The following is a 25,710-nucleotide window of genomic DNA, read 5'->3' as shown; positions in this document are numbered from 1 at the left end:
TCCGCCGCGCCAGTGGCGGTGCCGTGCCGAGGAGTCAACTGCCGTGTCGGACCCGATGCGCCCGCCCGTCTCCCATCACCACCCCCACGCGACGTCGCTGCGCTCCGAGTCCTCCCGACCCCGCGCCTCCCTCCGTACCGCCGTGGTCTGGGAGGTCCTCCAGGACGCCCTGGACCGCCGGGTCAAGGCCACGGGCCGGCAGGCGCTGGACGTCCTCGACACCGGAGGCGGCAGCGGCAACTTCGCGGTGCCCCTCGCCCGCCTCGGCCACCGGCTCACCGTCGTCGACCCCAGCCCGAACGCGCTCTTCGCCCTGGAGCGGCGCGCCGCCGAGGCCGACGTCGCCGACCGGGTGCGGGGCGTCCAGGGCGACGCCCACGGCCTCTTCGACGTGGTCGAGCGCGGCGGGTACGACGTCGTGCTCTGTCACGGCGTGCTGGAGTACGTCGACGACCCCGCCGAGGGTGTCCGCAACGCGGTCGCCGCCCTGCGTCCCGAGGGCGTCCTCAGTCTGCTCGCCGCCGGACTGGGCGGTGCGGTGCTGGCGCGGGCCCTCGCCGGTCACTTCAAGGAGGCCAAGCAGGCCCTGGAGGACCCGGACGGCCGCTGGGGGCAGGGCGACCCGGTGCCCCGGCGATTCACCGCCGAGCAGCTCACCGCGCTGGTCGAGGGAGCCGGCCTGCGGGTCGGTGCCGTGCACGGGGTGCGGGTCTTCGCCGACCTGGTGCCCGGCGTGCTGGTGGACACCGAGCCCGGCGCACTCGAGGCGCTGCTGAAGCTGGAGGAGGCTGCGGCAGAGCTGCCCGCCTTCCACTCGGTGGCCACGCAGCTCCACGTGCTCGGCGAGACGCGGGAGACCAGCGAGGCCTGAGCCGCCTTCCGTGAGCGGACCGCAGGGGTGCGCCGTTGATCAGGGACTTGGCTGCACATGGAGTACGCCACAGGCCCCCCGATCGGGCGCTCAGCGCCGTATGATCGAGGGAGACCGTTCCGGCATGACGGGTCGGCCGCTGGGGAATGCAGATCTCAGCGAGCCGGGACGCCCATGCCGGAGCCCGGTTGGCCAATTGGCGTAGAGGGGCGGGTTTCACGGGGGCGATTCCCTGCCTATCCTGAAGGGACCCCCCGGGTCGCCCCGGCGACTGCACGATGAGGAGGACTCCGTGCCGCTCTCGGAGCACGAGCAGCGAATGCTCGAGCAGATGGAGCGAGCGCTGTACGCCGAAGATCCCAAGTTCGCGTCGGCGCTTGAGGGAAGCGGGCTGCGTACGTACACCCGGCGGCGGGTCTACCAGGCGGTCGCGGGCTTCCTCGTGGGTATCGCGCTCCTCATGGCTGGAATGGTCGCCAAGCAGGTCTGGCTGAGCGTGGTGGGGTTCCTCGTCATGCTGGGCTGCGCGGTCCTGGCGGTGACCGGTTGGCGCAAGGCCCCGAAGCCGGGCGAACAGCCCGCCGCCGGCCCGCACGCTCGCCGTCAGCCACGCCAGAAGCGCTCCATGATGGACCGCATCGAAGAACGCTGGCAGCGCCGCCGCGACGAACAGGGCGGCCACTAGCTCGACGATCAGCTCCCGAACCTACATCAGGGGGTGACCACCGGACGGGTGGTCACCCCCTGATGCATGCTCTCGTACGGCCCGATGGGAGCCGGGGGCGGCGCTGCAACGCCCCCTTGGGCGCGGGGAACTACGCGATCAGCCACACACCCCCCGCAGCCGCCATCGAACCCAAGACCCCGAACTAGTGGGCGCCGGGACAAGCCGTTGTCACGTGTCCGGGCGGCGAGCCCTCACCCCCGCTGTCCGGACGTGGACGGCTTGCGCCACGTCGGTCGGGCGGCGGCAGCGCGTCGCTGGAGGGTGCTCCACCAGTCCGACAGGGCCCACGTCACCCGCACGCTGGACCGTGGGGCCAGCAGGGCGCGCATCCTCGTCGGCCGGCTGACCTTGGACTCGAGGTTGGACAGGACACGGCGGACGTCCTCCGCGAGGCCGGCCACCGGGTGGGGACTGGGGGCGTACAGGACCTGTTCCACCGCGTCGGCGATGCGATGCACAGAGGCCACGGCCGGTGGGTCGAGGTGGCCGAGGCGGACGATGCGGGCGGCCGTCTTGCGGGGGGTCTGGGAGTCGTCCGGGGGGATGCCGAAGTCCCAGGCGATGTCGGTCAGTTCCTGCCAGACCGCCAGCGTGTGCAGCGAAACGTCCGCTTCCGTGCGGCCGTGCGCTCCCAGCCGTACCGCCCGTGTCCGCAGCCGCCACAGCATCGGCGCCAAGGGGATCAGCAGCGCCGCCAGCCCGCCGAGCACCCAGGCCAGCACGGCGTACCACTTCGGGCCGTCGTCATCCGTGGGCAGCGCGGCCTGAGGGGACTCGCTCGCGCACAGCTCCCGGTTCTGCCCCACGCAGCTCTGGCTCGCCGAGGGCGAGGCGGAGGGCCCCGTGCTCGCCGACTGTGAGGGCCGCACCACGTCGGGAAGGGCCGAGCCGGTCGTGTCCGACTGGGTGTACGACGGAACCGAGCCACGGGTCGGCGTCGGCTCGAAGCGGGTCCAGCCCACGCCCTCGAAGTACAGCTCCGGCCAGGCGTGCGCGTCCCTCAACCCCACCGAGACCGAGCTGTCGCCCTGCGGGGTGCCGGGTGCGAAGCCCACCGCGACCCGGGCAGGTATCTCCAGCGAGCGGGCCATGGCCGCCATCGCGAAGGAGAAGTGGACGCAGAAGCCCTGCTTGTCCTTCAGGAAGCGGGCGATCGCCTGCCGGCCGCTGCCGACCTTGACGTTGGTGTCGTACTGGAAGCCGCCTGTCACGGAGAAGTACTCCTGCAGCTTGACCGCCTGCTCGTAGTGGCTGGTCGCGCCCTTGGTGACCGCACGTGCCGTCTCGGCCACCACCGCGGGCATCGAGTCGGGCAGCTCGGTGAATTCGCGCTTCAGGGCGGCGGGCGGTTCCGCGGCGTTCGCCAGTTGCTCGGCCGTCGGCTGCACATCGAGGCTGCGCACGGTGTACGTCACCCCGCGCGTGGTCTGGCGGCGGTCGCCGACGACCGTCATGCCCAGCGGCTCGTACCGCCAGTTGCCGTCGATGTCCACGCCGCTCGGCGGGTACGGCATCGGCAGCCAGTTCTGGGCGTACCAGTCCGCGGCCGAGATCGTCGTCTCGACCTCCGCACGCCGCACGTCGGGGCCGAGGCCCGTGGGCGTGGGGAACTCGCCCGGCACGGACTCGATGCTGCGTTTCGACGGCTGCCAGGTGGTCCCGTCGAAGTCGTCCAGCGAGACGATCCGCAGGTACAGGTCGGAGAGGTCCTTCGTGTTGGTCTTCAGGGAGATGACCTCGCGGTCCTCGTCCACGTTCAGACTGTCGCGCAGCGACACCAGCGGGTTGACCGCGGAGATCGTGCCCCCGCTGCCGCTTCCCGAGCCCACGCCGGTGCCTGCCGCGTCCAGCAGACCGCCGTTCATGGCGGGCAGGGCGAGCGGCACCACCAGGGCCACGCCCAGAGCGAACACGCCGATGCGCCGCCCGGTGCGCACCGGCGCCACCGCACTACTGGGCTCCCCGCCCGGCGTCCGTGGCGCCCCGCCGAAGACCCGGCCCCACTGCGAGAGCCGGTCGCGGCCCTCGGCCAGCAGCAGCATCAGATAGCCCGCGGCGGCGACCACGAACCACAGCCAGTCGGCGCCGCCGTCGGACAGCCCCGCGGCCACGGAGTACAGCGCGAGCAGCGGCAGCCCGGCCGGGGCGGCGCTGCGGAAGGTCACCGCCAGGGTGTCGACCGCGAGGCCGATGATCAGGACGCCGCCGATGAGCATCAGGCGGATGCCGTCCGAGAGCGGCGCCGGGATCGAGTACCGGCTGACGTCGTCCGCACCTGCCTGCAGCAGGTCGGCGAAGTGACGGAAGGCCTCCGGGCCGGGGATCACTCCGAGGATCGCCTGCTGGTTGGCGAAGGTCAGGGTCAGCAGCATCAGGGCGACCAGGGCCTGCGCCGCGACCGTCAGGGGCCGCGCCAGCGGCACCCTGCGGGTGGCCATGCCCACGCCCATCTGGATCGCCAGCAGGAAGACCGCCTGCACCAGCCAGGTGGCCGGGGAGACCAGTGGCAGCAGGGCGCACGACGCCATCAGCGTGGCCGACGCGGCGCTCAGCGCCATCCGTGTCCGCCCGCTCATGCCGGTCCCCCCTCACCCCGCGCGCCACTGATCGCGGCGGCGTCCGTACGCGCCCGGTCCGCCTGGCGCCACAGCTCGTTCAGCGAAGCGCCCCGCGGCACGCTCAGGGCCGTCCAGCCCGCCTCCCGCAGCATCCGCAGCCGCTCCTCGCTCCTGTTCAACGGACCGGCCACATCGGTCGGTTCCCGCCCCCAGCCGTCGCCGTCCAGCACGAAGGCCACCGCGCCACCGCTGCGCTGCCGCATCTTGGCGGCCACCGTCGCCTGCTCCTCGTCGAGGTCACCGAAGAAGGCGACCAGCAGCCCTTCGTTGCCGCCGCGCAGCACGTCGTACGCCCGCGACAGACCCGTGCCGTCGGAGTGGTCGATCACCGCGAGGGTGTCCATCATCAGCCCGGCCGCGTCCGCCGACTCCTGGCTCGCGCCCGCGAACCCGTCGGAACCCTCGCCGGGCACCGAGTTGCCGGTGTCGGTCAGCAGCCGTACGGAGAAACCCCGTTCGAGCATGTGGACCAGCACGGACGCGGTGCCCGACACGGCCCACTCGAAGGCCGAGTCGGGGCCCGCGCCCTGGAAGGCCAGGCCCCGGGTGTCCAGCAGCACCGTGCAGCGGGAGCGCTGCGGCTGCTCCTCGCGGCGCACCATCAGTTCGCCGTAGCGCGCGGTGGAGCGCCAGTGCACCCGGCGCAGGTCGTCGCCGTACCGGTATCCGCGCGGGATCACGTCGTCCTCGCCGGCCAGTGCGAGCGAGCGCTGCCGCCCGTCGCCGTATCCCTTCGCCTCCCCGCTGAAGCGCACCGGCGGCAGCGGCTCCACGCGCGGGATGACGGTCAGGGTGTCGTACGTCGAGAAGGACCGGGTGAGCTCGCACATGCCGAACGGGTCGGTCAGGCGCAGCTGCAACGGGCCCAGCGGATAGCGGCCGCGCAGGTCGGAGCGCACCCGGTAGGACACCTCGCGGCGGCCGCCCGGCTCCACCCGGTCCAGCACGAAACGCGGGCGCGGGCCGAGGACGTACGGCACCCGGTCCTGCAGCATCAGCAGGCCCGTGGGCAGCCGCGAGACGTTGTCCATCCGCAGATGCACGCGGGCCTCGCTGCCCGCGGGCACGCGCGCGGGGGAGAGCCGGCGGCTGCCCGCGACCCGGTAGCGGGTGCGGTACCGCACGGTCGCGCAGACCAGGGGTAGCACGGCGAGCAGCAGCCCGACGCGCAGCAGGTCGCTCTGGCCGAGGACATAGGCGCAGACGGCGGCCGCGACGCCGGCGGCCAGGAAGGACCGGCCGCGTGTGGTCAGACCGGTCAGTGCCGTGCGCAGCCCGCCCTTCTCGCCCCGGTCCGCCTCGGCCTGGCCCGTACTGCCGGAGGTCATCACAGCCTCCGGGGCGGCTGCTGGCCGTAGGCCGCGGCGCCCCGGCCCAGGCCGCCGAAGCCGCTCTGCTGCTGCGGCGCGGCGGGCACCGGGGTGCGCTGCAGGATCTCCTGGACGACCTGCTCGGACGTACGGCGGTTCAGCTGGGCCTGTGCGGTGGGCAGCAGGCGGTGGGCCAGGACGGCCACGGCGAGCGCCTGCACGTCGTCCGGCAGCGCGTACTCCCGGCCGCTCAGGGCCGCCGATGCCTTCGCCGCGCGCAGCAGGTGCAGCGTGGCGCGCGGGGAGGCGCCGAGTCTGAGGTCGGGGTGGGTGCGCGTGGCCGCGACCAGCTCCACCGCGTACCGGCGGACCGGCTCGGCGACGTGGACGCCCCTGACGGCCTCGATCAGCTTCACGATGTCGTGCGCGTGGGCCACCGGCTGGAGGTCCTCCAGCGGCGAGACGCCGCCGTGCACGTCCAGCATCTGCAGCTCGGCCTCCACGCTGGGGTAGCCGACGGAGACACGGGCCATGAAGCGGTCGCGCTGCGCCTCGGGTAGCGGGTAGGTGCCTTCCATCTCCACGGGGTTCTGCGTGGCCACCACCATGAAGGGGCTCGGCAGCTCGTAGGTCTGGCCGTCGATCGTGACCTGGCGCTCCTCCATGGACTCCAGGAGTGCGGACTGCGTCTTCGGCGACGCGCGGTTGATCTCGTCACCGATCACGATCTGGGCGAAGATCGCACCCGGCTTGAACTCGAAGTCCTTGCGCTGCTGATCCCAGATGGACACACCCGTGATGTCCGACGGCAGCAGGTCGGGCGTGAACTGGATACGCCGCACCGAACAGTCGATGGACCGTGCCAGCGCCTTGGCGAGCATTGTCTTGCCCACGCCGGGGACATCCTCGATCAGAAGATGTCCCTCGGCGAGCAGTACGGTCAGCGAAAGCCGTACGACCTCGGGCTTGCCCTCGATCACTCCTTCCACCGAACTGCGGACACGCTCCACAGTGGCGGTCAGATCAGTGAGGCTCGCTCGATCGTCATAGGTCGTCACCCGGCCCTCCTCGGCCCGTTCTTTCCGGGCCGACGCTCTACCACGCGGACCGGCCCACCCCTGGAACACGGACACCACGCGTGAAAAGTTCCGCGTGTTGCCACACCCGCATTCTTGCTGCCGTTACCGATTCGTGTCACTCGCCTGTGGACAACTGCCTGCGATATGTCGGGTCTTACGGCCTTTTGTGCACGCCGGAGCCCAAATTGACAGCGAAACGACAGCTACGGCGGATGATCAGGCGGGGTCGACCTCGCGCAGCAGACCCGTCTTCACGTCGAAGACGAAGCCCCGCACGTCGTCGGTGTGCAGCAGGAACGGCGAGGTGCGCACCCGCTGCATCGACTGCCGTACGTCCTGGTCGACGTCCCGGAAGGACTCCACCGCCCAGGCGGGCCGCTGGCCGACCTCCATCTCCAGGTCGTGCCGGAAGTCCTCGGTGAGGGTCTCCAGACCGCAGCCGGTGTGGTGGATCAGGACGATGCTGCGGGTGCCGAGCGCCCGCTGGCTGATGGTCAGGGAGCGGATCACGTCGTCGGTGACCACACCGCCCGCGTTGCGGATGGTGTGGCAGTCGCCGAGCTCCAGGCCGAGCGCGGCGTGCAGGTCGAGACGGGCGTCCATGCAGGCGACGATGGCGACGTGGAGCACGGGACGGGCGTCCATGCCGGGGTCGGTGAAGGCGGAGGCGTATCGCTCGTTCGCCTCGACGAGACGGTCGGTGACCGTGCCGCGGGGGGCTATCGCACCTTGAGGACCAGCGGGAACCGATGCAGAAGTCGTCATACCCATGACGGTACTGGTCACAGCGTTTCCGGTCCTGTCGTGAGAAGGGAAAAAGAGCGTTATCACGCGCTCACTGTGAGGTAATCCACAGAGGTGAGGCGGAGGTTTCCGTGTGGGCGATTTTTCCCGGCTCGTGGCGCCAGGATCGCCCCGGAGCGCGACGCGCAGGCCAGTTGATTGACCGCGCGACACCGTGGACTAAAGTGACGCGAAGCGGGAGGGCCGGCTCTCCCTGCTGGACTGAAATTTCCTGGAGACCCCGGCGATTTTTCCGGAGATCTCCCCGCGTGCGCGGCGCGTACGTACGGCTCGGCCTCCTCCCGCTCCCGGTCGGCTGACGCTCTCGGCGCCGGCAGGCCTCCCCTTCACGAGCGGGCGGGGACCCGGCAGTGCGTACGGGCCCGTCGGATCTGAGAGGGCCCCTTGAGCCAGAGTCGACATGTCCCGGTGATGCTCCAGCGGTGCCTGGACCTGTTGGCCCCCGCCCTGCAGCGGCCGGGAGCGGTGGTCGTCGACTGCACGCTCGGCCTCGGCGGCCACAGCGAGGCTCTCCTGACGCAGTTCCCCGAGGCCCGGCTCGTCGCGCTCGACCGCGACAAGGAGGCCCTGCGCCTGTCCGGCGAGCGGCTCGCGCCGTACGGCGAGCGCGCGACCCTCGTGCACGCCGTGTACGACGAGCTCCCGGAGGTCCTGGAAAGGCTCGGCATCGCGCGCGTGCAGGGCGTCCTGTTCGACCTCGGCGTCTCCTCCATGCAGCTCGACGAGGCCGACCGCGGCTTCGCCTACGCCCAGGACGCCCCCCTCGACATGCGCATGGACCAGACGACCGGGATCAGCGCCGCCGAGGTCCTCAACACCTACCCGGCCGGCGAGCTGGTCCGGATCCTGCGCGCGTACGGCGAGGAGAAGCAGGCCAAGCGGATCGTGGCCGCGATCGTGCGGGAACGGGAGAAGGAGCCGTTCAGCAACAGCGCCCGGCTCGTGGAGCTGATCCGCGACGCCCTTCCGCAGGCCGCCAAGCGCACCGGCGGCAACCCGGCCAAGCGCACCTTCCAGGCGCTGCGCATCGAGGTCAACGGCGAGCTCTCCGTCCTGGAGCGGGCGATCCCGGCCGCCGTGGAGGCCCTCGACGTCGGCGGGCGGATCGCCGTCCTGTCGTACCACTCGCTGGAGGACCGGCTGGTCAAGCACGTGTTCGCGGCCGGCGCCGCCAGCACCGCGCCGCCCGGGCTGCCCGTCGTCCCCGAGCGCTACCAGCCACGGCTCAAGCTGCTGACGCGAGGTGCCGAACTTCCCACCGAGGAAGAGGTCGCCGAGAACCGGCGCGCGGCACCTGCGCGCCTGCGGGGGGCCGAGCGCATCAGGGAGTCCATCGAATGAGGGCCGTGAGGCAGGGGCGGGCGTCCGGGTCCAGGATTCGAACCCGTGAGTTGGAGAACCGGACCCGGGGGAGGGTGAGTGAGTAGGAAACCCGAACTGAGAGGGCGGGCCGCCCGGCTCGCGCGGCTCATCCCCGCAGGGCGCGCACGAGCCGCCCGCACGCCCTTCGTCCTCCTCGTCGTCCTTCTCCTCGGCGGCGGCCTCATCGGGCTCCTCATGCTGAACTCCGCCCTCAGCGAAGGCGCGTTCAAACTGGACGACCTGAAGAAGGACACCAAGTCCCTCACCGACGAGGAGCAGTCCCTCCAGCGGGACATCGACGCCTACTCCGCTCCCGACGCCCTCCAGCGTCGCGCCCACGAACTCGGCATGGTCCCCGGCGGAGACCCCGCCTTCCTCAACCCCGACGGCACGGTCAAGGGCGTCCCCAGCCCCGCGCCCGAGGACCGGACCTCCGTGTACACCCCTCTCGTCCTCGCCCCCGAGTCCCTCGTCAGCGAGCCCACGGCACCCCCGACAGCCGGCGCGACCGCCGGCCCGCCGCCCGCGCCGACCGCCGAGGCCACTCCCGCCGCGCCGCAGTACGCGTCCCCCGAGGTCACGCCCACCACGCCGCAGTACGCGCCCCCCGCTCCGCAAGCCACCCCGTTCGCCCAGTCCTCCGCATACCCGACCCCCGGCAGGTGACGGAAGTGGTCGAAAGTTCACCAAGGCAACCGCCGCGCCGCCGCGTGCCCGGACCCGCGAAGCCCGCCCGCTCCGGCGGCGCCCAGCGGCGCCCGGGCCCCGGCGCCCGCCCGGCCCGCCGCCCGGCATCCCGCCCCGCGGTCCGCACGATCCGGCTCGGCAGCCCCCGCCCCAGGCTGCGGATGGTCAGCCTCGCCCTGACCCTCGTCCTGCTCGCCTTCGTCGTACGGCTGCTCCAGGTGCAGGGCGTCGACGCCAGCACCTACGCGGCCAAGGCCGAGAAGAACCGGTACGTCGGCTACACCCTGGCCGCCGAGCGCGGCGGCATCACCGACCGCAACGGCGTCGAGCTGGCGACCAGCGTGGACGCGTACGACATCACGGCCGACCCCACGCTGTTCTCCCGCGAGCAACTGAAGATCAATGACGGCCCCGAGCAGGCGGCCGCCCTCCTCGCGCCGATCCTCGGCCAGCAGCAGGAAACGATCGTCAGGAAGCTGCGGCCCGAGAACAAGAACTCGCGCTACACCCTGCTGGCGCGGCGCCAGACCCCGCAGGTCTGGAAGCAGATCAAGGACCTGAAGACCGCTCTGGCCACCAAGGCCGAGAAGGACGAGAGCACGGTCAACGTCCTCGCGGGCGTCCTCTCGGTCGCCAGCAGCAAGCGGGTGTACCCGAACGGCGACCTGGCCGCCGGGATACTGGGCTGGGTCAACGCCGACGGCAAGGGCGGCGGCGGCGTCGAGCAACAGCTGAACAAGGCACTGTCCGGCAAGGACGGCGAGATCCGCTACGCCCAGTCCGGCGGCCGCCAGGTGCCCACCGTCGGATCGACCGAGACGCCCGCCGTGCCCGGCAGCGACGTCGAGCTCACCATCGACCGCGACATCCAGTGGGCCGCGCAGAACGCGATCAGCGAGCAGGTGGCGAAGTCCAAGGCGGACCGCGGCTATGTGATCGTCCAGGACACCCGCACCGGCCAGATCCTCGCGATGGCCAACTCGCCCGGCTTCGACCCGAACGACCTCTCCGAGGCCAGCGCCGCGAACATGGGCAACGCGGCCGTCCAGGACGCCTACGAGCCCGGCTCCACCGCGAAGGTCATCTCGATGGCCGCCGTACTGGAGGAGGGGGTGGCCACGCCCCTCACCAACGTCGTCGTGCCCAACCGACTGCATCGCGGCGACCGGCTCTTCAAGGACGACATCGACCACCCCACCTGGTACCTGACCCTCAATGGCGTGCTCGCCAAGTCCAGCAACATCGGCACCATCCTGGCCACCGGCCAGCTGGGCAAGACGCAGAAGCAGTCGAACCGGATCCTCTACAACTACCTGCGCAAGTTCGGTTTCGGCAGCCCCACCGGGCTCGGCTTCCCTGGCGAGACCCCGGGCATCCTCGCCGCCCCGAACACCTGGTCGACCTCGCAGCAGTACACGATTCCTTTCGGCCAGGGCGTGTCCATCAACGCGATGCAGGCGGCCTCCGTCTACTCGACGGTCGCCAACGGCGGCGTACGCGTCGAGCCCACGCTCGTGCGCGGCACCAAGGGACCCGACGGGCAGTTCACGCCCGCCCCGAAACCCAAGAAGACCAGGGTCATCAGCGCCAAGACGGCCAAGACCCTGGCCCGGATGCTGGAGTCGGTCGTGGACGACGAGGAGGGCACCGGCACCAAGGCGCGCATCCCCGGCTACCGGGTCGCGGGCAAGACGGGTACGGCGAACCGCGTGGATCCGGCCACCGGCAGGTACCGCGGCTACACGTCGTCGTTCGCCGGCTTCGCCCCCGCCGACAAGCCCCGTGTGACGGTCTACTGCGCGATCCAGAACGCCACCTCGGGCAACTACTTCGGCGGCCAGATCTGCGGACCCATCTACAAGAAAGTCATGGAGTTCGCGCTGAAAACCCTCCAGGTCCCGCCGACCGGCGCCAAGGCCGCCAAGCTCCCGGTCGGCTACAAACCCTGACCGCCCCGACGACCCCTGACCCCACCTGATCAGCACCGAGCAGCCAGGAACCACCTCGTGACAACGATCACTCCCGACTCCGGAAACCAGGGCACGCCCCGCCCCTCACTTCGCTCCGAAGCCGGTGCGCCCGGTACGCTCACCGCCGTGCCACACGCTGATCAGTCCCAAACCACCCAGAAGGGGCAGCCCGTGACGTATCCGGGACCGCCCAGGCCGGCGCAGGTCTCCGCCACACCCCTCGCGGAACTCGCCGACCAGTTGGGTGCCCCTGCGCCGGAACACGCGGAGGGCGCCGCCGAGGTCACGGGCATCACCCATGACTCGCGGGCCGTCCGCCCCGGCGACCTGTACGCCGCCCTCCCGGGCGCCCGCCTGCACGGCGCCGACTTCGTCACGCAGGCCGCCGGCCTCGGCGCGGCCGCCGTGCTGACCGATCCGACCGGCGCCGAGCGGGCCGCCGCGACCGGGCTCCCGGTCCTGGTCGTCGAGGACCCGCGGGGCCGGATGGGCGAACTGGCGGCCACGATCTACGGCCACCCCGGCCGCGACCTGCTGCAGATCGGCATCACCGGCACCTCCGGCAAGACCACGACCGCGTACCTGGTCGAGGGCGGCCTCAAGACGGCCCGCGCGACCGGACTTATCGGCACGGTCGAGATGCGCATCGGCGACGAGCGCATCAAGTCCGAGCGCACCACCCCCGAAGCCACCGACCTCCAGGCCCTGTTCGCCGTCATGCGCGAACGCGGCGTCGAGGCGGTCGCCATGGAGGTCTCCAGCCACGCGCTCGTGCTCGGCCGCGTCGACGGCTGCGTCTTCGACATCGCCGTGTTCACCAACCTCAGCCCGGAACACATGGAGTTCCACTCCGACATGGAGGACTACTTCCGGGCCAAGGCACAGCTGTTCACGCCGAAACGCAGCAAACTCGGCGTCGTCAACCTCGACGACGAGTACGGCCGCAGGCTCGCAAAGGAAGCCACGGTCCCGGTCGTCACCTTCTCCGCCGAGGGCCACCCCGACGCCGACTGGCGGGCCGAGGACGTGGAGATCGGCCCCATGGACTCGACGTTCACCGTGATCGGCCCCAAGGGCGAGCGGATCGCCGCCAGCTCGCCGATCGCGGGCCCCTTCAACGTGGCGAACACCCTCGCCGCGATCGTCGCTCTGGCCGCCGCCGGTCTCGACCCGCAGGCCGCCGCCGACGGCATCGCCGCCGTGCCGGGCGTGCCGGGCCGGCTGGAGCGGGTGGACGCGGGGCAGCCGTATCTCGCGGTCGTGGACTACGCCCACAAGACCGACGCCGTCGAGTCGGTGCTCAAGGCGCTCCGCAAGGTCACCGAGGGCAGGCTGCACGTGGTGCTCGGCTGCGGCGGGGACCGTGACACGACCAAGCGCGCCCCGATGGGCGCCGCCGCCGCCCGCCTCGCCGACACAGCCGTACTGACCTCCGACAACCCCCGCTCCGAGGACCCCCTCGCGATCCTCGCAACCATGCTCCAGGGCGCGGCGTCCGTGCCAGTACACGAGCGTGGCGAGGTCCAGGTCTTCGAGGACCGGGCCGCCGCGATCGCCGCAGCCGTCGCCCGCGCACAGCCCGGCGACACCGTGCTGGTCGCGGGCAAGGGGCATGAGCAGGGCCAGGACATCGCCGGGGTGGTGCGTCCCTTCGACGACCGCCAGGTGCTTCGCGAAGCTATCCAGAAGACCCAGGGATGAACTTGTGATCGCCCTCTCTCTCGCCGAGATCGCAGAAGTCGTCGGCGGGCAGACGCACGACATACCGGATCCGTCCGTCGAGGTCACCGGATCCGTCGTCCGGGACTCCCGCGAAGTGGAGCCCGGCAGCCTCTTCGTCGCCTTCGTCGGTGAGCGTGTGGACGGCCACGACTTCGCGGAAGCGGTCGTGGCGGCCGGTGCCGTCGCCGTACTGGCCTCGCGTCCCGTGGGCGTGCCCGCGATCGTCGTGGCCGACGTCCAGAAGGCCCTCGGCGCGCTCGCCCGGCATGTCGTACGACGGCTCGGCGCGACCCTCGTCGCCCTCACCGGCTCGGCGGGCAAGACCAGCACCAAGGACCTGATCGCCCAGGTGCTCCAGCACAAGGCGCCCACCGTGTGGACGCCGGGCTCGCTCAACAACGAGATCGGGCTCCCGCTCACGGCCCTCAGCGCCACCGAGGAGACCAGGTTCCTCGTCCTGGAGATGGGCGCCCGCGGCATCGGCCACATCCGCTACCTCACGGATCTGACGCCCCCCAAGATCGGCCTCGTGCTCAACGTCGGCACCGCCCACATCGGCGAGTTCGGCGGCCGCGAGCAGATCGCGCAGGCCAAGGGTGAGCTCGTCGAGGGACTGCCGTCGGAAGAAGACGGCGGCGCCGCGATCCTCAACGCCGACGATCCCCTCGTACGGGCCATGGCCTCCCGTACGAAGGCGAAGGTGATCCTTTTCGGAGAGTCCGGCGAAGCGGACGTACGCGCCGAGAACGTGAGACTCACGGACAGCGGACAGCCTGCCTTCACCCTTCACACACCCTCCGGTGCAAGCGATGTGACCATGCGCCTGTACGGTGAGCACCACGTGTCGAACGCGCTCGCCGCGGCCGCCGTCGCCCATGAGCTGGGCATGTCCGCGGAAGAGATCGCCACCGCGCTCTCCGAGGCGGGCTCCCTCTCCCGCTGGCGGATGGAGGTCACCGAGCGCCCGGACGGCGTGACGGTCGTCAACGACGCCTACAACGCGAACCCCGAGTCCATGCGGGCCGCTCTGCGCGCCCTGGCGGCCATGGGCAAGGGGCGCCGTACGTGGGCGGTGCTCGGCAAGATGGCCGAGCTCGGGGACGAGGCGCTCGCCGAGCACGACGCGGTCGGACGGCTCGCCGTCCGGCTCAACGTCAGCAAGCTCGTCGCGGTCGGGGGCAGGGAAGCGTCCTGGCTGCAACTGGGCGCATATAACGAGGGTTCGTGGGGTGAGGAGTCGGTGCACGTGTCCGACGCACAGGCGGCGGTCGACCTGTTGCGCAGCGAGTTGCGCCCGGGGGACGTCGTACTCGTGAAGGCGTCCCGTTCGGTCGGCCTGGAGAGCGTCGCCGACGCGCTGCTCTCCGGCGGTGCCGAGGGTGAGGTTGCCGCCCGATGATGAATCAGATCCTGTTCTCGGGTGTCATCGGTCTGTTCCTGACCCTGGTCGGCACCCCGCTGCTGATCAAGCTGCTGGCCCGCAAGGGCTACGGCCAGTACATCCGTGACGACGGCCCCCGGGAGCACCACAGCAAGCGCGGTACGCCGACCATGGGTGGTATCGCCTTCATCCTGGCGACGGTCGCCGCGTACTTCCTGTCCAAGCTGATCACGGGCAAGCCGCCGACGTTCTCCGGCGTCCTGGTGATCGGTCTGATGGCCGGCATGGGTCTGGTCGGCTTCCTCGACGACTACATCAAGATCGTCAAGCGTCGCTCGCTGGGTCTGCGGGCCAAGGCCAAGATGGCCGGCCAGCTGCTCGGCGGTATCGCCTTCGCGGTGCTCTCGCTGCAGTTCGCCGACAACCGCGGCAACACCCCGGCCTCCACCAAGCTCTCCTTCGTGCAGGACTTCGGCTGGTCCATCGGCCCGGTGCTGTTCGTCGTCTGGGCGCTGTTCATGATCCTCGCCATGTCGAACGGCGTGAACCTGACCGACGGTCTGGACGGCCTCGCCACCGGCGCCTCCGTGCTGGTCTTCGGCGCCTACACGTTCATCGGCGTCTGGCAGTTCCAGGAGTCCTGCGCCAACGCGCAGACGCTCACGAACCCCGGCGCCTGTTACGAGGTACGCGATCCACTCGACCTCGCCGTCGTCTCCTCCGCGCTGATGGGCGCCTGCCTCGGCTTCCTGTGGTGGAACACCTCGCCCGCCAAGATCTTCATGGGTGACACCGGTTCGCTGGCTCTGGGCGGCGCGCTCGCGGGTCTCGCCATCTGCTCGCGCACCGAGCTGCTGCTCGCCATCCTCGGCGGCCTCTTCGTGCTGATCACCATGTCGGTGGTCATCCAGGTCGGCTCCTTCCGCCTCACCGGCAAGCGCGTCTTCCGCATGGCGCCACTCCAGCACCACTTCGAACTCAAGGGCTGGTCAGAAGTGCTCGTCGTGGTCCGTTTCTGGATCATTCAGGGCATCTGTGTGATCGTCGGACTGGGCCTCTTCTACGCAGGATGGGCAGCGGACAAGTGACCGACTGGCAGGGCAAGAACGTCACCGTCGCCGGGCTCGGCGTCTCCGGCATCCCGGCGGCCAAGGTGCTGCACGGCCTCGGCGCGAAGGTCACCGTCGTCAACGACGGCGACGACGCACGCGCGCGTGCCCAGGCCGAGGAGCTTCAGGCCCTGGGCATCGCCGTCCGCCTCGGTGACGGAGACACCCTGCCCGCCGGCACCGAGCTGATCGTCACCTCTCCGGGCTGGAAGCCGGACAAGCCGCTGTTCGCGGCGGCTCGCGAAGCCGATGTCCCGGTCTGGGGCGACGTCGAGCTCGCCTGGCAGCTGCGCGGCCCAGACGCCGCGCCCTGGCTGGCCGTCACCGGCACCAACGGCAAGACGACGACCGTGCAGATGCTGGCCTCCATCCTGAAGGCGGCGGGGCTGCGCACGGCCGCCGTCGGCAACATCGGCATCTCGCTCCTCGACGCGGTGCTCGGCGAGGAGCAGTACGACGTCCTGGCCGTGGAGCTGTCCAGCTACCAGCTCCACTGGGCGCCCTCCCTGCGCGCCCACTCCGCCGCCGTGCTCAACCTCGCCCCCGACCACCTCGACTGGCACGGCTCCATGGAGGCGTACGCGCGCGACAAGGGCCGTATCTACGAAGGCAATCGCGTCGCCTGCGTCTACAACGTCGCCGACAAGGCCACCGAGGACCTGGTCCGCGAGGCCGACGTCGAGGAGGGCTGCCGCGCCATCGGCTTCACCCTCGGCACCCCGGCCCCCTCCCAACTCGGCGTCGTCGAGGGCATCCTGGTCGACCGCGCCTTCGTCGAGAACCGGCAGAAGAACGCCCAGGAGCTCGCCGAGGTCTCCGACGTCAACCCGCCGGCCCCGCACAACATCGCGAACGCCCTCGCGGCGGCGGCCCTCGCCCGGGCCTACGGCGTGCCCCCCAAGGCCGTACGGGACGGTCTGCGGGCCTTCACCCCGGACGCCCACCGCATCGCGCACGTGGCGGACGTGGACGGGGTCGCGTACGTGGACGACTCCAAGGCCACCAACACCCACGCGGCCGAAGCCTCGTTGGCGGCGTACGAGTCCATCGTGTGGATCGCGGGCGGGCTCGCCAAGGGCGCCGTCTTCGAGGAGCTGGTCGCCAAGTCGGCAAAGCGCCTTCGCGCAGCCGTGCTCATCGGCGCCGATCGTGGCCTGATCCGGGAAGCCCTCGCGCGACACGCGCCGGAAGTACCCGTCGTCGACCTCGACCGGACCGACACTGGGGCGATGCTCGCGGCAGTCCAGGAGGCCAAGCGGCTCGCACAGCCCGGTGACACGGTGCTCCTTGCCCCGGCCTGCGCCTCGATGGACATGTTCGCCAACTACAACCAGCGCGGTGACGCGTTCGCGGAGGCGGTTCGCGAACTCGGCGCGGGCGCCTGACGCCGGGTCTCGGCCACTGCGGGTGCTTCGGGACCCCCGCCGTGATGTGGAGGGACGCGTGACTCGGATGTGGCCGGCCAGTACGTACGCCCACGGCGAGGCGGTGAGCGCCGATGCCCGGTAGCCGTACGGGACGGCCTCCCGTGCAGCGGGCCGTCCGCCGCCCCGCCCCGCCCGGGCCATCGCACGACAACCCGGTACGGCGGCTGTACACGCGCGTGCACCGAGCATGGGACCGGCCGCTGACCGCGTACTACCTGATCCTCGGCGGCAGTCTGCTGATCACGGTGCTCGGTCTGGTGATGGTCTACTCGGCCTCCCAGATCACCGCGCTGCAGATGTCCCTGCCGGGGTCGTACTTCTTCCGCAAGCAGCTGCTGGCCGCGGTGATCGGCGCCGGCCTGCTGTTCGCCGCCTCCCGGATGCCGGTGAAGCTGCACCGGGCGCTCGCCTACCCGATCCTCGCCGGTGCCGTCTTCCTGATGGCGCTGGTGCAGGTGCCCGGGATAGGAGTCGCGGTCAACGGCAACCAGAACTGGATCGCCCTCGGCGGCTCCTTCCAGATCCAGCCCAGCGAGTTCGGCAAGCTGGCCCTGGTGCTGTGGGGCGCCGACCTGATCGCCCGCAAGCAGGACAAGAAGCTGCTCACGCAGTGGAAGCACATGCTGGTGCCGCTCGTCCCGGTCGCTTTCATGCTGCTCGGACTGATCATGCTCGGCGGCGACATGGGCACGGCGATCATCCTGTCGGCGATCCTGTTCGGCCTGCTGTGGCTGGCGGGAGCGCCGACCCGGCTGTTCGTGGGGGTCCTGTCGTTCGCCGGCGTGATCGGCGTGCTGCTCATCAAGAGCAGCGAGAACCGCATGGCCCGCCTGCAGTGCCTCGGCGCCACCGAGCCCCAGTCCGGCCCGGTCGACTGCTGGCAGGCGGTGCACGGCATCTACGCCCTCGCCTCGGGCGGAATTTTCGGTTCCGGGCTGGGGGCGAGTGTGGAGAAATGGGGCCAACTCCCCGAAGCCCACACCGACTTCATCTTCGCCGTCACCGGTGAGGAACTGGGCCTCGCGGGGACGCTGTCGGTGCTCGGTCTCTTCGCGGCTCTAGGCTATGCGGGTATCCGCGTGGCCGGACGCACGGAGGACCCCTTCGTGAGGTACGCCGCGGGAGGCGTGACCACCTGGATCACCGCGCAAGCTGTGATCAACATCGGTGCGGTGCTCGGCCTGCTGCCGATCGCCGGCGTCCCCCTCCCGCTGTTCTCCTACGGAGGGTCCGCCCTGCTGCCGACCATGTTCGCCATCGGGCTGCTGATCGCCTTCGCGCGCGACGAGCCCGCTGCGCGGGCGGCGCTTTCTGCGCGGCAACCCCGCTTTGGTAGAAAGCGTGCGGGAGGCGCCGGTTCCGGCCGGGAGCCTCGGAGATGGAACACGATGCGACGGCGTGCCTCGGCGGCGCGTTCGTCCGGAGAGCGGTGAATTTCGGTGCATGTCGTACTCGCCGGTGGGGGGACCGCCGGCCACATCGAGCCCGCGCTCGCCCTCGCGGACGCCCTGCGCAGGCAGGACCCGACCGTGGGGATCACGGCCCTGGGCACGGAGCGCGGCCTTGAGACCCGGCTCGTGCCCGAGCGGGGCTACGAGCTCGCGCTGATCCCCGCCGTACCCCTGCCGCGCAAGCCGACACCCGAGCTGATCACCGTCCCGGGCCGGCTGCGCGGCACGATCAAGGCGACCGAGCAGATCCTGGAGCGCACGAAGGCGGACTGCGTCGTCGGCTTCGGCGGCTATGTCGCCCTGCCCGGCTACCTCGCCGCCAAGCGCCTCGGCGTGCCGATCGTCATCCACGAGGCCAACGCCCGCCCGGGCCTCGCCAACAAGATCGGTTCGCGGTACGCCGCCCAGGTCGCCGTCGCCACTCCGGACAGCAAGCTCCGCAACGCGCGCTACATCGGCATCCCGCTGCGCCACTCCATCGCCACCCTCGACCGGGCCGCCGCCCGCCCCGAGGCCCGCGCGATGTTCGGGCTCGACCCGAACCTGCCGACGCTGCTGGTCTCCGGCGGCTCGCAGGGCGCCCGCCGCCTCAACGAGGTCGTCCAGCAGGTCGCTCCCTGGCTGCAGCAGGCCGGCATCCAGATCCTGCACGCGGTCGGCCCGAAGAACGAACTGCCGCAGGTGCACCAGATGCCGGGGATGCCCCCCTACATCCCGGTAAGTTACCTGGACCGGATGGACCTCGCGTACGCCGCGGCCGACATGATGCTCTGCCGGGCGGGCGCGATGACCGTCGCCGAACTCTCCGCCGTCGGACTCCCGGCCGCCTACGTCCCGCTGCCCATCGGCAACGGGGAACAGCGGCTCAACGCCCAGCCGGTGGTCAAGGCCGGCGGCGGGCTGCTGGTCGACGACGCGGAACTCACGCCCCAGTGGGTGCAGCAGAACGTCCTGCCCGTGCTCGCCGACCCGCACCGGCTGTACGAGATGTCCCGCGCCGCCGCCGAGTTCGGCCGCCGGGACGCCGACGACCTGCTCGTCGGCATGGTGTACGAGGCGATCGCCTCGCACCGTCGATAGGACCGTATGACGGAAGGCAGGGGACGTGGTCGGACCGACTACCGCCGAGCGCGGTGAACGCCAGCAGGAGTCGTCCGACCCGCCCCTCGTCCGGCGGAGGTTGAGGCCGCGCCTTCGTACGATCATCATCCTTGCCGTCACCCTTGTGCTCCTCGGCGCTGGCTCCGTCTGGGCGTTGTACGGCTCCCAATGGCTGCGCGTCGAGCGCGTATCGGTCTCCGGAACCCGGGTTCTGACGCCCGCGCAGGTCCTCGAGGCCGCCGACGTCCCGGTCGGGGCACCGCTGATTTCCGTCGACACCGATGCGATTGAGGCACGACTGCGCCGGAAATTGCCCCGAATTGACGTGGTTGACGTGGTCCGTGGCTGGCCGCATGGAATCGGCCTGAAAGTGAAGGAGCGGACTCCGGTTCTGATTGTCCAAAAGGGAAGAAACTTCATCGAAGTGGACGATGAAGGTGTCCGATTCGCCACGGTTTCTGAGGCTCCGAAAGGTGTCCCCGCTCTGGAATTGACGGTGTCCCGGTCGAGCTCCGCCGCCGCGAGCCTGCGCCGCTTCGGCGAGGAACGTCTCGTGCGCGAGGCGGTGCGGGTCGCCCGTGCCATTCCGGCCGCCGTCGCGCGCATCACCCAGGTCGTCAAGGTCCGTTCCTACGACGACATCTCACTGGAGTTGGGCGACGGCCGGACCGTCGTATGGGGGAGTGGCGAGAAGGGCGCCGCGAAGGCTCGCGCACTCACCGCTCTCATGAAAGCCTCGCCGGATGCGCGGTACTTCGACGTCAGTGTTCCCACCGCCCCTGCGTCAGCGGGGAGTTGACGCACATCCGCGCAGGCCAGCACCCTGGTTGGGCAGCGACACGGCTGATCACATAGGGTGAAAAGAAAAACGGGAGGTTCGGCGTGTTCGTTGAACGTGCGCCACTTGTCGACTTAGTGTCCTGTTCAGAAGACTTCAAGGAACAGACACACTGGTAACCCTAAACTTCAGGGTTAGGGTTCGGGTCGGCGCTACGGACCGTCCCATTCGGCATCAGTCGCCGGTTCACGAAGCACACCGCTTCCCGTGATCCGACGACCCGTAACTCGAGGCGAGAGGCCTTCGACGTGGCAGCACCGCAGAACTACCTCGCAGTCATCAAAGTCATCGGTGTCGGCGGCGGTGGTGTCAATGCCATCAACCGGATGATCGAGGTCGGTCTCAAGGGCGTCGAGTTCATCGCTATCAACACCGACGCGCAAGCTCTGTTGATGAGCGACGCCGACGTCAAACTCGACGTCGGCCGTGAACTCACCCGCGGACTCGGCGCCGGAGCCAACCCGGCCGTCGGCCGCAAGGCCGCCGAGGACCACCGCGAGGAGATCGAGGAGGTCCTCAAGGGGGCCGACATGGTCTTCGTGACGGCCGGTGAAGGCGGCGGCACCGGCACCGGCGGGGCGCCCGTCGTGGCCAACATCGCACGCTCCCTCGGCGCCCTCACCATCGGTGTGGTGACGCGCCCGTTCACCTTCGAGGGACGGCGCCGCGCGAACCAGGCCGAGGACGGCATCGCCGAACTCCGCGAAGAGGTCGACACCCTCATCGTCATCCCGAACGACCGGCTGCTGTCCATCTCGGACCGCCAGGTCTCGGTGCTCGACGCCTTCAAGTCGGCCGACCAGGTCCTCCTCTCCGGTGTCCAGGGCATCACCGACCTCATCACCACCCCCGGTCTCATCAACCTCGACTTCGCCGACGTCAAGTCGGTCATGTCCGAAGCCGGTTCGGCCCTCATGGGCATCGGCTCGGCCCGCGGCGACGACCGCGCGGTGGCCGCGGCCGAGATGGCGATCTCCTCCCCGCTCCTCGAGGCCTCCATCGACGGAGCCCGGGGCGTGCTGCTCTCCATCTCCGGCGGCTCGGACCTCGGCCTGTTCGAGATCAACGAGGCCGCCCAGCTGGTGAGCGAGGCCGCCCACCCCGAGGCCAACATCATCTTCGGCGCCGTCATCGACGACGCCCTCGGCGACGAGGTCCGGGTCACCGTGATCGCGGCCGGCTTCGACGGGGGCCAGCCGCCGGCCCGCCGGGACACCGTCCTCGGCTCGACCTCGTCCTCCTCGGCCCGCCGCGAGGAGCCCACTCCGGTACGGCAGACCGAGAGCCGTCCGTCCTTCGGCTCGCTCGGCAGCGTCAAGCCGAAGGAGGACCCGGAGCCGGAGCCCGAGCCGGTGGCCGACATTCCGGTCGCCCCGCCGGTCCCGCCGTCGCGGACCTACGCCGACAGCGCGGCGGAGGAACTGGACGTCCCGGACTTCCTTAAGTGATCCTTCTGACGTGATAGGACAGCGCGACACCGTGAGCGGCGCGCACTTCGCCTTCACCGACCGGTGGGGCGGGGTGAGCGCCGCTCCGTATGAGGAGCTCAATCTCGGCGGGGCGGTCGGCGACGACACCGACGCCGTCCTGGCCAATCGCGAGCTCGCCGCCAAGTCCCTCGGGCTCGACCCGGGTGACGTCGTCTGGATGAACCAGGTGCACGGGAACGACGTCACGGTGGTCGACGGGCCATGGCGTGATCGTCCGGTCCCCGAGGTCGACGCGATCGTCACGGCGCGGCGGGGTGTCGCCCTCGCCGTCCTCACGGCCGACTGCGTGCCGGTCCTGCTGGCCGACCCGGTCGCCGGGATCGTCGCAGCCGCGCATGCGGGGCGGCCCGGCATGGTCGCCGGCGTCGTCCCGGCCGCGCTACGCGCGATGACCGAACTGGGCGCCGACCCCGCCCGGATCGTCGCCCGCACCGGCCCCGCCGTCTGCGGCCGGTGCTACGAGGTGCCGGAGGCGATGCGCGCCGAGGTGGCCGCCGTTGAGCCGGCGGCGTACGCCGAGACGAGTTGGGGCACGCCGGCGGTGGATGTGGCCGCCGGGGTGCACGCGCAGCTCGCGCGGCTCGGGGTGCGCGACCGGGAGCAGTCGCCGGTGTGCACCCGGGAGTCGGATGACCACTTCTCGTACCGCCGCGACCGCACGACCGGTCGGCTCGCGAGCTATGTCTGGCTGGACTGAATGGACATGACGGACCGTAAGGACGAACTCGCCGCGAACCTGGCGAAAGTGGAGGACCGTATCGCCGCGGCCTGTGCGGCCGCCGGGCGCCCCCGCGAGGAGGTGACACTCATCGTGGTCACCAAGACCTACCCCGCGAGCGATGTGCGGATCCTGTCGGAACTCGGTGTGCGCCATGTCGCCGAGAACCGCGATCAGGACGCGGCGCCGAAGGCCGCCGAATGCTCGGATCTGCCCCTTGTTTGGCACTTTGTCGGCCAGCTGCAGACCAACAAGGTGCGGTCCGTGGTCGGTTATGCGGATCTCGTGCAGTCCGTCGATCGTTCCAAGCTCGTGACGGCGCTTTCGAAGGAGGCCGTACGACAGGGGCGCGAGGTGGGCTGCCTCATCCAGGTGGCGCTGGACGCGGGAGAGAAGGAGAGGGGCGAGAGGGGTGGCGTGGCGCCGGGCGGGGTCGAAGAGTTGGCCGGCCTCGTCGCGAAGGCTCCGGGGCTACGGCTCGACGGGCTCATGACCGTCGCTCCGCTCACCGGGGAGTACGCGGGGCGCCAACAGGCGGCGTTCGAGCGGTTGATGGATTTGTCGACCGACCTGCGCCGAGCCCATCCGGCTGCGAACATGGTGTCGGCAGGGATGAGTGCGGATCTCGAAGAGGCCGTGGCGGCCGGTGCGACACATGTGCGCGTCGGCACTGCGGTACTCGGAGTCCGCCCCAGGCTCGGGTAACGTCGCCAAGAAGTCGGACCACAGCAGAAAATATGGTCAATGTCGCCGAAAGGCGGACGTAACGACCACGTGGATCGCGGGCATTGGCAGTCGTCGTCGATCCACCACAGAGCGGAGGACTCAGAGAATGGCCGGCGCGATGCGCAAGATGGCGGTCTACCTCGGCCTCGTGGAGGACGATGGGTACGACGGCCGGGGGTTCGACCCCGATGACGACTTCGAGCCCGAACTGGACCCGGAGCCCGAGCGGGACCACCGACGGCACGAGCCGTCGCACCAGTCGCACAGTGCACATCAGTCCCAAAGGGACGAAGAGGTGCGAATCGTGCATCCGCCCGCGCCGCGTGAACCCGTGGCCCGATCGACTTCGCTACCCGCGGAATCCAGCCGTCCGGCGCGCATCGCGCCCGTGGCGTCCATCACACAAGAACGCGCAAGCCTGGAGAAGAACGCACCGGTGATCATGCCCAAGGTCGTGTCGGAACGAGAGCCTTACCGGATCACCACGCTTCACCCGCGGACCTACAACGAGGCCCGTACCATCGGGGAACACTTCCGTGAAGGCACCCCGGTGATCATGAATCTGACTGAGATGGATGACACAGACGCGAAGCGACTTGTCGACTTTGCGGCCGGTTTGGTGTTTGGTCTTCACGGCAGCATCGAGCGGGTGACCCAGAAGGTGTTCCTGTTGTCTCCTGCTAACGTCGATGTCACGGCGGAGGACAAGGCCCGCATCGCAGAGGGCGGGTTCTTCAACCAGAGCTGAGACGCACCACCGGATAGACCGCACGAACAGGGGAGAGGGAAGCACCAGTCATGAGCGTGGTCCTGCAGGTTCTCTACATCGCGCTGATGGTGTTCCTCATCGTGCTCATCTTCCGGTTGGTCATGGACTACGTCTTCCAGTTCGCCCGCTCATGGCAACCCGGCAAGGCGATGGTGGTCGTTCTGGAGGCCACCTACACTGTCACTGATCCACCGTTGAAGCTTCTGCGGCGGGTCATCCCGCCGCTGCGTCTCGGGGGCGTGGCGCTCGACCTGTCCTTCTTCGTACTGATGATCATCGTCTACATCCTGATCACGCTCGTGCGGAGCGCGATGTGAGCGATGTGACAGATACGGTCTTGCCGACTGCCGACGACTACGTTGAGGTGAAGAGATGCCGTTGACCCCCGAGGACGTGCGGAACAAGCAGTTCACGACCGTCCGCCTCCGAGAAGGCTATGACGAGGACGAGGTCGATGCCTTCCTCGACGAGGTCGAAGCCGAACTGACGCGCCTGCTCCGCGAGAACGAGGACCTGCGCGCCAAGCTGGCCGCGGCCACGCGCGCTGCTGCCCAGAACCAGCAGAACATGCGCAAGCCTCCGGAGCAGCAGGACCAGCAGCAGGGCGGCATGCCGCAGCAGGGCATGCGCGGTCCCGGGGCTCCCGTCCCCGCCGGGATATCGGGCCCGCCGCAGCAGCAGATGGGTGGCCCCATGGGTGGCCCGCCCCAGCTGCCGAGCGGTGCCCCGCAGCTGCCCGCCGGTCCCGGCGGTCAGGGTGGCCCGCAGGGTCCCGGTCCGATGGGCCAGGGTCCGGGGCCGATGGGCCAGCCCCCTATGCAGCAAATGGGTGGCCCGATGGGCGGTCCGATGGGTGGCCCCATGGGTGGCCCCGGTCAGGGCGGCCCCGGTGGCGACAGCGCCGCGCGCGTTCTGTCGCTTGCCCAGCAGACCGCCGACCAGGCGATCGCCGAGGCCCGTTCCGAGGCCAACAAGATCGTCGGCGAGGCGCGTTCGCGTGCCGAGGGTCTTGAGCGTGACGCTCGTGCCAAGGCTGACGCCCTGGAGCGGGACGCGCAGGAGAAGCACCGTGTCGCGATGGGCTCCCTGGAGTCCGCCCGCGCCACGCTGGAGCGCAAGGTCGAGGACCTGCGTGGCTTCGAGCGCGAGTACCGCACGCGGCTGAAGTCCTACCTCGAGTCCCAGCTGCGCCAGCTGGAGACCCAGTCGGACGACTCGCTCGCCCCGCCGCGGACCCCGGCCACGGCGTCCCTCCCGCCGTCCCCGGCGCCCTCCATGGCACCGGCCGGCGCGAGCGCCCCGTCGTACGGCGGCAACCAGACGATGGGTGGTGCGCCGAGCCCTGCCGCTCCCTCCTACGGGGGTCAGCAGCAGATGTCTCCGGCCATGACCCAGCCGATGGCGCCGGTGCGGCCGCAGGGCCCGTCCCCGATGGGCCAGGCTCCCTCGCCGATGCGCGGGTTCCTGATCGACGAGGACGACAACTGACGGTTGGTAGTACGCCGTAGGCGTCGGCAGCGTTCAGGGCGGGGCCCCGGATTTCGATCCGG

General features: G+C 70.4%; 22 protein-coding genes. 18 read left to right on the top strand and 4 right to left on the bottom strand.

The window, feature by feature from the left end:
- The first annotated feature begins 43 nt into the window (after positions 1-43).
- Together ACQEV2_RS10985 and ACQEV2_RS10980 are read left to right on the top strand one after the other, a co-directional pair.
- Positions 44-871, top strand: a complete 828-nt coding sequence (locus ACQEV2_RS10985; protein ID WP_433039106.1) for a methyltransferase — start codon at positions 44-46, stop codon at positions 869-871.
- A gap of 292 nt (positions 872-1,163) precedes the next feature.
- A complete protein-coding gene (locus ACQEV2_RS10980; RefSeq protein WP_398821610.1) occupies positions 1,164-1,556 on the top strand; it encodes a DUF3040 domain-containing protein in 393 nt (130 codons plus the stop codon).
- Positions 1,557-1,789: 233 nt separating this feature from the next.
- On the opposite strand, the gene ACQEV2_RS10975 is transcribed toward ACQEV2_RS10980, so the two are convergent.
- The 4 genes from ACQEV2_RS10975 to ACQEV2_RS10960 form a co-directional block, all read right to left on the bottom strand.
- Positions 1,790-4,174 (bottom strand): transglutaminase TgpA family protein, encoded by a 2,385-nt coding sequence (locus ACQEV2_RS10975; RefSeq protein WP_433039104.1) that lies wholly within the window; start codon positions 4,172-4,174, stop codon positions 1,790-1,792.
- Positions 4,171-5,544 (bottom strand): DUF58 domain-containing protein, encoded by a 1,374-nt coding sequence (locus ACQEV2_RS10970; protein WP_433039102.1) that lies wholly within the window; start codon positions 5,542-5,544, stop codon positions 4,171-4,173. Before ACQEV2_RS10970 ends, ACQEV2_RS10975 begins: the two co-directional genes overlap by 4 nt.
- A complete protein-coding gene (locus ACQEV2_RS10965) occupies positions 5,544-6,584 on the bottom strand; it encodes an AAA family ATPase (protein WP_433039100.1) in 1,041 nt (346 codons plus the stop codon). The genes ACQEV2_RS10970 and ACQEV2_RS10965 overlap by 1 nt, the downstream gene beginning before the upstream one ends.
- Before the next feature lie 237 nt (positions 6,585-6,821).
- Positions 6,822-7,370, bottom strand: coding sequence for a beta-class carbonic anhydrase (locus tag ACQEV2_RS10960; protein ID WP_433039098.1), 549 nt, complete (start codon positions 7,368-7,370; stop codon positions 6,822-6,824).
- A 423-nt stretch (positions 7,371-7,793) separates the two neighbouring features.
- On the opposite strand from ACQEV2_RS10960, the gene rsmH reads away from it, so the two are divergent.
- The 16 genes from rsmH (at position 7,794) to ACQEV2_RS10880 (ending at position 25,648) form a co-directional block, all read left to right on the top strand.
- Positions 7,794-8,750, top strand: coding sequence for a 16S rRNA (cytosine(1402)-N(4))-methyltransferase RsmH (gene rsmH, locus ACQEV2_RS10955; RefSeq protein ID WP_433039096.1), 957 nt, complete (start codon positions 7,794-7,796; stop codon positions 8,748-8,750).
- Positions 8,751-8,828: 78 nt separating this feature from the next.
- The gene (locus tag ACQEV2_RS10950; protein ID WP_433039094.1) at positions 8,829-9,437 is read left to right on the top strand and encodes a hypothetical protein; all 609 of its coding nucleotides are present in this window, start codon (positions 8,829-8,831) and stop codon (positions 9,435-9,437) included.
- Between the two features lie 5 nt (positions 9,438-9,442).
- A complete protein-coding gene (locus tag ACQEV2_RS10945) occupies positions 9,443-11,407 on the top strand; it encodes a peptidoglycan D,D-transpeptidase FtsI family protein (RefSeq protein WP_433054351.1) in 1,965 nt (654 codons plus the stop codon).
- A 192-nt stretch (positions 11,408-11,599) separates the two neighbouring features.
- Positions 11,600-13,129: a UDP-N-acetylmuramoyl-L-alanyl-D-glutamate--2,6-diaminopimelate ligase gene (locus tag ACQEV2_RS10940; protein WP_433039092.1), complete on the top strand. Its 1,530-nt coding sequence runs from the start codon at positions 11,600-11,602 to the stop codon at positions 13,127-13,129.
- A gap of 4 nt (positions 13,130-13,133) precedes the next feature.
- A complete protein-coding gene (locus tag ACQEV2_RS10935; protein WP_433039090.1) occupies positions 13,134-14,549 on the top strand; it encodes a UDP-N-acetylmuramoyl-tripeptide--D-alanyl-D-alanine ligase in 1,416 nt (471 codons plus the stop codon).
- Positions 14,546-15,619 carry a phospho-N-acetylmuramoyl-pentapeptide-transferase gene (gene mraY, locus ACQEV2_RS10930; RefSeq protein ID WP_433039088.1) on the top strand — a complete coding sequence of 358 codons (1,074 nt, stop codon included), beginning with the start codon at positions 14,546-14,548 and terminating at the stop codon, positions 15,617-15,619. The genes ACQEV2_RS10935 and mraY overlap by 4 nt, the downstream gene beginning before the upstream one ends.
- Complete coding sequence (murD, locus tag ACQEV2_RS10925) at positions 15,601-17,025, top strand: UDP-N-acetylmuramoyl-L-alanine--D-glutamate ligase (RefSeq protein ID WP_433039086.1); 1,425 nt, start codon at positions 15,601-15,603, stop codon at positions 17,023-17,025. The genes mraY and murD overlap by 19 nt, the downstream gene beginning before the upstream one ends.
- 113 nt (positions 17,026-17,138) lie before the next feature.
- On the top strand, positions 17,139-18,500 hold the full coding sequence (ftsW, locus tag ACQEV2_RS10920) for a putative lipid II flippase FtsW (protein WP_433039084.1): 1,362 nt from the start codon (positions 17,139-17,141) through the stop codon (positions 18,498-18,500).
- Between the two features lie 6 nt (positions 18,501-18,506).
- Positions 18,507-19,598: an undecaprenyldiphospho-muramoylpentapeptide beta-N-acetylglucosaminyltransferase gene (murG, locus tag ACQEV2_RS10915; protein WP_433039082.1), complete on the top strand. Its 1,092-nt coding sequence runs from the start codon at positions 18,507-18,509 to the stop codon at positions 19,596-19,598.
- Between the two features lie 25 nt (positions 19,599-19,623).
- Positions 19,624-20,418 (top strand): cell division protein FtsQ/DivIB, encoded by a 795-nt coding sequence (locus tag ACQEV2_RS10910; RefSeq protein ID WP_433039080.1) that lies wholly within the window; start codon positions 19,624-19,626, stop codon positions 20,416-20,418.
- Positions 20,419-20,705: 287 nt separating this feature from the next.
- Positions 20,706-21,905: a cell division protein FtsZ gene (gene ftsZ / locus ACQEV2_RS10905; RefSeq protein WP_433039072.1), complete on the top strand. Its 1,200-nt coding sequence runs from the start codon at positions 20,706-20,708 to the stop codon at positions 21,903-21,905.
- Between the two features lie 10 nt (positions 21,906-21,915).
- The gene (pgeF, locus tag ACQEV2_RS10900) at positions 21,916-22,644 is read left to right on the top strand and encodes a peptidoglycan editing factor PgeF (protein WP_433039070.1); all 729 of its coding nucleotides are present in this window, start codon (positions 21,916-21,918) and stop codon (positions 22,642-22,644) included.
- A 6-nt stretch (positions 22,645-22,650) separates the two neighbouring features.
- Positions 22,651-23,370 carry a YggS family pyridoxal phosphate-dependent enzyme gene (locus ACQEV2_RS10895; RefSeq protein ID WP_433054348.1) on the top strand — a complete coding sequence of 240 codons (720 nt, stop codon included), beginning with the start codon at positions 22,651-22,653 and terminating at the stop codon, positions 23,368-23,370.
- Positions 23,371-23,497: 127 nt separating this feature from the next.
- Positions 23,498-24,139 carry a cell division protein SepF gene (locus ACQEV2_RS10890; protein ID WP_433039068.1) on the top strand — a complete coding sequence of 214 codons (642 nt, stop codon included), beginning with the start codon at positions 23,498-23,500 and terminating at the stop codon, positions 24,137-24,139.
- Between the two features lie 50 nt (positions 24,140-24,189).
- On the top strand, positions 24,190-24,477 hold the full coding sequence (locus ACQEV2_RS10885; RefSeq protein WP_004001943.1) for a YggT family protein: 288 nt from the start codon (positions 24,190-24,192) through the stop codon (positions 24,475-24,477).
- Positions 24,478-24,532: 55 nt separating this feature from the next.
- Positions 24,533-25,648, top strand: a complete 1,116-nt coding sequence (locus ACQEV2_RS10880; RefSeq protein WP_433039065.1) for a DivIVA domain-containing protein — start codon at positions 24,533-24,535, stop codon at positions 25,646-25,648.
- Positions 25,649-25,710 lie beyond the last annotated feature (62 nt).

This window comes from Streptomyces sp. CA-251387 (genome assembly GCF_050936625.1).
Classification (GTDB): Bacteria; Actinomycetota; Actinomycetes; order Streptomycetales; family Streptomycetaceae; genus Streptomyces.
This window is presented reverse-complemented; position numbering and strand designations above follow the sequence as displayed.